The 5,820-nt window shown below is 75.3% G+C and carries 5 protein-coding genes; 2 read left to right on the forward strand and 3 right to left on the reverse strand.

Features of this window, described 5'->3' with window-relative positions; all coding sequences use genetic code 11:
- Nucleotides 1-35 precede the first annotated feature (35 nt).
- A complete protein-coding gene (locus tag ABD308_RS04615) occupies nucleotides 36-623 on the reverse strand; it encodes a lytic polysaccharide monooxygenase (RefSeq protein ID WP_344325922.1) in 588 nt (195 codons plus the stop codon).
- Nucleotides 624-1,024: 401 nt separating this feature from the next.
- Here ABD308_RS04615 and ABD308_RS04620 point away from each other — a divergent pair, with 401 nt between their 5' ends.
- Nucleotides 1,025-2,206, forward strand: a complete 1,182-nt coding sequence (locus tag ABD308_RS04620; RefSeq protein ID WP_344325925.1) for a Cmx/CmrA family chloramphenicol efflux MFS transporter — start codon at nucleotides 1,025-1,027, stop codon at nucleotides 2,204-2,206.
- Between the two features lie 451 nt (nucleotides 2,207-2,657).
- Here the strand turns inward: ABD308_RS04620 and ABD308_RS04625 are convergent, their stop codons facing one another.
- Nucleotides 2,658-3,488, reverse strand: coding sequence for a hypothetical protein (locus tag ABD308_RS04625; RefSeq protein WP_344325928.1), 831 nt, complete (start codon nucleotides 3,486-3,488; stop codon nucleotides 2,658-2,660).
- Between the two features lie 85 nt (nucleotides 3,489-3,573).
- Nucleotides 3,574-4,062 (reverse strand): hypothetical protein, encoded by a 489-nt coding sequence (locus ABD308_RS04630; RefSeq protein WP_344325931.1) that lies wholly within the window; start codon nucleotides 4,060-4,062, stop codon nucleotides 3,574-3,576.
- A 327-nt stretch (nucleotides 4,063-4,389) separates the two neighbouring features.
- Here ABD308_RS04630 and ABD308_RS04635 point away from each other — a divergent pair, with 327 nt between their 5' ends.
- Complete coding sequence (locus ABD308_RS04635) at nucleotides 4,390-5,778, forward strand: cellulose binding domain-containing protein (RefSeq protein WP_344325934.1); 1,389 nt, start codon at nucleotides 4,390-4,392, stop codon at nucleotides 5,776-5,778.
- The last annotated feature ends 42 nt before the right edge of the window (nucleotides 5,779-5,820 follow it).

Below are 5,820 nucleotides of genomic sequence, written 5' to 3' on the forward strand. Positions count from 1 at the left end.
GGCGGTCGTCCTGGGCGTGCTCGGCTGATCCTGGATCAGAAGAGCACGTCGGTGCAGGAGTAGAACGCGTTCTGCGTGTCGGCGACGTCCCAGACCGCGACGACCACGTGGTGCCCGGTGCGCCCGGTGGGGAGGGTCGCGGTGTGGGTGGTGATCGCGGCGGGCTGGCGGCCGTTGTACGGGACCGTCAGGAACGGCGTCAGGTCCAGGCTGGCCCGGGTGATCTTCTGGGTCGGGTCGTAGCCCTGCTTGGTCAGGAAGTAGCGGAAGTTGGTGGTCGAGTGCCGGGCCTCGATCTCCCAGGTGAAGGTCTGCTGGGCACCGCCCGTCACCCTGGTGGTCGGCCAGGCCCCGTTGCGCGGGTTGTCCAGCGGCGCCCAGCGGGCGTCGCCGCCCGCGCAGATGGTGCCGTCGGCGGGACCGCGGCTCGGGAAGCCCTTCAGGCCCTCGACGCTCTGCGGCTCCCACTGGATGTCGCCGCAGTTCCTGACGACACCCGCGCCGCACAGGGCGGAGCGGCTCGGCGGGAGGTTGATGAACCCGTGCGAGTTGGCCGGGATGGCCATCGTGAGCGGGACGGCGAGCGCGGCCAGGGCCGCGCCGACGATGTGGCGTTTGCGCATGATGCTCCTCCGTGGGGGGATGGAGAGTGCGCCCGGCGCGGCAGGCGGCGCGTGTGGGGGTGCGCCGACCAATGTTGACCTTGGCATGCCTGCGCCAGGTGGATGCCCATACCGTAGGGAGCGCGACGCCCAGCGTCAATGGTCTGGACCAGTTTGACGTTCCGTCAATCGGCGTGCGGCACCGGACGGCGATGCGGTAGCGTGCGAACCGTGTCGAGTCCCGAGTCGGACGAGGTGGGGGCTTTCGGTCACCCGCCGTCAGCCCCCTGAATCCCTGAGTCCCCGAGTCCGCAGCCGCCGCGCCGCCGTCCGCGCCGCGTGGCCGGTCGCGCGCGCTCCCGGGTGCTGACCGCGGTGACGAGTCGCCCTTCCCGCGCCTCTCCTCACCCCGGAGCCACTCGATGCCTCTTCCGCTGTACCTGCTCGCCGTGGCGGTCTTCGCCATGGGCACCTCGGAGTTCATGCTCGCCGGCCTGCTGCCGGCCATCGCCTCGGACCTCGACGTCACCGTCGGCGCGGCCGGCGCGCTCACCTCGGCCTTCGCGATCGGGATGGTCGTCGGCGCGCCGCTGACGGCGGTGCTCGCCCGCGCCCTGCCCGCGCGGTGGGGCCTGCTCGGATCCGTCCTGCTCTTCACGGCGGCGCACGGCGCGGGAGCGACCGCCCCGAACCTCGCCGTCCTGCTCGCGACCCGGGTGGTCGCGGCGCTCGCCAACGCCGCGTTCCTCGCCCTCGCGCTGACCACGGCCGCCGCCCTGGTGCCCGCCGACCGGAAGGGACGCGCGCTCGCCGTCCTGCTGTCGGGCACCACGGTGGCCACGGTCATCGGTGTCCCCGCCGGGGCGGCGCTGGGCTCGGCGCTCGGCTGGCGGGCCGTCTTCTGGGCCGTCGCCGCACTCTGCCTGCCGGCCGCCCTCGGCGTCCTCGCCGGCGTGCCGGGGGGCCGCGCACCCTCCGAGACCGCCGAACGGCCCGCCGTGCGAGCGGAGTTCGCACGACTGCGCAGCCCCCGGCTGGGAACGGTGATGCTGCTCGCCGCCCTGGTCAACGCGGCGACCTTCGCCGGCTTCACCTACCTCGCCCCCGTGGTGACCGCGACCGCCGGGCTGGACCGGTCGTGGGTCCCGGTCGTCCTGGTGCTGTTCGGCGCCGGCTCCTTCGCCGGTGTCACCACGGCCGGCCGGCTCTCCGACCGCTACCCCGTCCCCGTCCTCGCCACCGGCGGCGCGCTGCTGCTCGCCGGGTGGCCGGCCCTGGCCCTGCTGGCCGACCGGCCCGCCGCGCTGCTCGCCCTGGTGTTCGTCCAGGGCGCGCTGTCGTTCGCGGTGGGCGGCACACTGATCACCCGTGTCCTCTACGAGGCCGCCGGGGCCCCGGCCCTGGCCGGTGCCTGCGCGACCGCCGCCCTCAACCTCGGCGCCGCCGCCGGCCCCCTCGCCGCCGCGGCCACGCTGACCGGGACCGCCGGTGCGCGCGGCCCCTTCTGGCTCAGCGCCCTGCTCATCGCCCTCGCCCTGCTGCTCGCGGCCACGGCGTGGACGGCACCGCGCACCGAGCGGGGCGGGACCGAGGCGGGCGGCTAGGGACGCGCTCCCTGGTCACGTCACCGCCCCCGACACGTCCGCGGTCGGCTGCCGGGTCTCCTCCTGCGCCGGCCGTGACCACCACGCGCCCGGCCGCCGTCCGCGCCGACAACGGGACGCGGGTGGCCACCCTGTGGAACACGTACTCCGGCGTCCGCAACGCCCGTCGGGCGGCGGCGCGACTCACCGATGACGGGTTCCACGTCGAGCTCTGGAAGCTCGACGGGACCGGGCGGCACCTGTGCTTCCCCGGTCCGCGCGACACCGCCGGCCGGACCAGCTCTGCGACCGGGAGCACGAGTACGGCGGCTCCGGCCAGGCCTGGACCGAGGTTGCCGACGGCACCCACGAGACCCACGGCCCGGGTGGCCGTCGGACGATGCAGCCGTTCGAGCACACCTCCAGCCGGGAGTGTCGCGCGGAACGGCCGCGCGACCCTCCCGGCCGCCGGTCAGCGGCGGAGGGCCGAGGTGGACTCGCCGTAGGCGCGCAGGAGTTGGTGGGCGTGCAGCCAGCGCAGGTGCGTGCCGCAGGCCCGGAGGGCGGTGCCGAGGGCGTGCCGCATGGCGCCGTCGACAGCGGCGCGGGCGGTGGCGGCCCGGGCGGCTTCGGGCAGGGCACTGTCGGCCAGGTCGGCGAGGCGGCGGGCGGGGTTCCAGGCGAGGTCCGCCGCACCGTCCCGGTCGTCCGCGCCGCCGGTCGGGGCGAAGGGGGCGAGGGTGATGCCGGTGGCGGCGAGGTGGGTGGCCAGCGGCAGTCCGGCCAGGGCGGCGCTGCGGCGGAGGACGGCGACCAGGCCCGCCGGGAGGCCGAGTTCGGCCGGGGTGGGTCCGGCCGGGCGGGCGACCAGGACGCCGGGCGGGATGGTCAGGACGCCGCTGGTCACGCTCCGGCCGTCGACCCGCAGCTCCCGGCCGGTCCGGTCGCGGCTGGTCTCCAGGCCGAAGGCCGGCAGGAACTCGGCGAGCGCGTTCGTCATGGCCGTCTCGACCACCTCGCGGGCCGATTCGGCCGCCTGGCCCGGCTCCGCCACCGCGGCGGCGCCGGAAAGGCGCGGGGACGGCAGCCAGTCGAGGGCGGCCACGCCCGCGCACGGGTCCCCGTCGAAGGCGGGCCGGGCGGGCCGGATGCGTACGCCGGGCCCGTGGTCACCGAAGGCGACCGGCAGGCCGGCGAGCAGCACCGCGTCGGTGAGGCGGTCGGCGAGGGCGGGATCGACCCGTCCGGCGGGCGGTGCGGCGTCGGCCGGGGTGGGCGGCTGCCGGTGCGACGGGAGGCTCAACGGTGCGGGCCCTTCTGAACGGTCGCCCGCGGTGGGCGGCGAAGGATGGGGGAGGAGGCGAACGGGTCGGGCACGAGCGGGTCCGCTACCCGGGTCGGGGGATCCGGGACCTGGCGATGTTGCGGATGCGCCGGGTGCGGCCGCCCTCGGCCAGCAAGGGCAGGGCGGAGCGGGCGGCTCCGGCCGGCGGTCGCCCGGCGACGTGGAGCTGCAGCCAGTTGGAGGCCGTGAGCAGTTGCTCGGCCTCCCACGGCTCGTCCAGGGCGATCGCCCGCAGCAGCGTCCACTCCCGCAGGCGCCGCGCGGTGAAGGCGTCGACCGCCACGGGCCCGGTCAGCTCCAGCGACCAGGCGGGGTAGCCGGGATCCGTGAGCAGTTCGGCGGCCCGCCGGTCGAGGTACTCGCAGACCGCGGTGTTCGCCATCGCCGGATCGGGGTCGGTGAGCACCCGGGCGACGAGATCGGCCGCGTCGTCCGGGGCCACCGCGTCGAAGGCACGACGGTAGCGCGCGAACCGCACGTGCTCGTCCGGATCCCGGACGGGGATGCCGGCCGCCACATCGCCACTCGCCACCGCGTCCCCCTTCCGACCGCCCTGACGCGGGATCGTATCGCGGCCCGGCGCACTGTCGAACTTCCGTTCCCCGGCCCCCTCGGCCTCAAACGCCGTAGCCGGAAGCGCCGTACGACGGCCGCCAACAGGCACAATCAGCCACTCCCGGCGGCGGATGTCCGCGTTCCGGCCGATCGGCCCGATTCGGGGTTGACCGTGAAATTTGGTCTATGCCACTTTCTGATCAACGCGGCCCGCCGCCTCCTCCCCCACGCCGTACCCGAGGTGACACCGGGCTCCCCTCCGCCGGTGCCGCGCGCCATCCCCCACACCAGGAGAGGAACCCCCATGACCGTCCGATCCAGCCGCCGGCGCCCCCGCGTCCGCGCGGCGCTCGTCGCCGCCGTCACCGCCGCCGGACTGGGCGCCGGTGTGCTCGGCGCGCTGCCGGCCGCGGCCGCCGGAGAGTCGCTCACCGTGCGGTACCGCAACGGCGGCGGCGGTGGCGCGCAGGTCTCGCCGTGGCTCAAGGTCGTCAACACCGGCTCCGCACCGGTCGCCCTGGAGCAGGTCAAGCTGCGCTACTACTTCCGGTCCGACTCGCCCCTGGCCGCGTACCGCTTCGCCTGCGACTGGGCCGTCCGGGGCTGCGCCAACGTCACCGGCACCATCGGCACCATCCAGGAGTCCGGCGCGGCCGCCGACCGCTACCTGGAGATCGGGTTCACCGCCGGCGCCGGCACGCTCGCCCCCGGGGCCGACAGCGGCGACCTGCAGCTGCGCGTCCACCGCACCGACTGGCAGTCCATGCAGCAGGGCGACGACTACTCCTTCGGCGCGACCCAGAGCGGCTACGCGGACTGGGCCAAGGTCACCGCCCACGTCGCGGGCGTCCAGGTCTGGGGCACCGCCCCCACCAGGCCGACCGTCCCGGCGGGCCAGGTGCTCTTCGACGACCTCGACTACAGCGGCCACACCGACCCCGCGCTCGCCGCCCACGGCTGGAACGCCCGCTCCGGCGGCGGCGGTCCGGGCGTCGCCGGGGCGACCTGGGCGCCGGAGAACGTCACCTTCGCCGAGCAGGACGGCAACTCGGTGATGACCCTGCGGACCTCGACCGCCGGGACCGCCGAGTCCACCCGCCAGAGCGAGTTCCACAGCCAGGCGATGAAGTTCCGCGACGGCACGTACGCCGCCCGGGTCCGCTTCGCCGACGCGCCGGTGACCGGTCCCGACGGCGACCACCTGGTGCAGAGCTTCTTCACGATCAACGACCTCAAGGCCCCGAACGCCGACGACTACGCCGAGTACGACTTCGAGTACCTCCCCAACGGCGGCTGGGGCGAGACCTCGAACATCTTCTTCACCACCTCGTGGGAGACGTACGGCCCCGAGGGCTCGGTCAACCAGTACACGACCTCCCGGACCTCGTTCGCCGGCTGGCACGACCTGGTGCTGACCATCGACGGCAGCGCCATCGTCTACTACGTCGACGGGGCCGAGTTCTCCCGCCACGACGCCCGCTACCTCCCCGAGCGGCCGATGGTGATCGCCTTCAACCAGTGGCTCACCGACCTGGCCGGCCGGACCGGGACCGAGGCGCGCGCGTACGAGGAGCAGGTGGACTACGTCCTGCACGTCAAGGACCAGGTGCTGACGCCCGCCCAGGTCGGCACCGCCGTCGCGGCCTACCGCGCCGCCGGGACGTCCTTCACGGACACCGTGCCCGCGCCCTGACCCCCGGTTCCCGCCGCTGCCCGGCCTCCCCGCCGGGCGGCC

The sequence above is a fragment of the Kitasatospora putterlickiae genome (assembly GCF_039527695.1).
GTDB classification, from domain to species: domain Bacteria; phylum Actinomycetota; class Actinomycetes; order Streptomycetales; family Streptomycetaceae; genus Kitasatospora; species Kitasatospora putterlickiae.

What these genes read in the sequence shown, in the direction of transcription:
- ABD308_RS04615 (WP_344325922.1), bottom strand. Translation starts at nt 623, where the DNA reads ATGCGCAAACGCCACATCGTCGGCGCGGCCCTGGCCGCGCTCGCCGTC.
- ABD308_RS04620 (WP_344325925.1), top strand. Translation starts at nt 1,025, where the DNA reads ATGCCTCTTCCGCTGTACCTGCTCGCCGTGGCGGTCTTCGCCATGGGC.
- ABD308_RS04635 (WP_344325934.1), top strand. Translation starts at nt 4,390, where the DNA reads ATGACCGTCCGATCCAGCCGCCGGCGCCCCCGCGTCCGCGCGGCGCTC.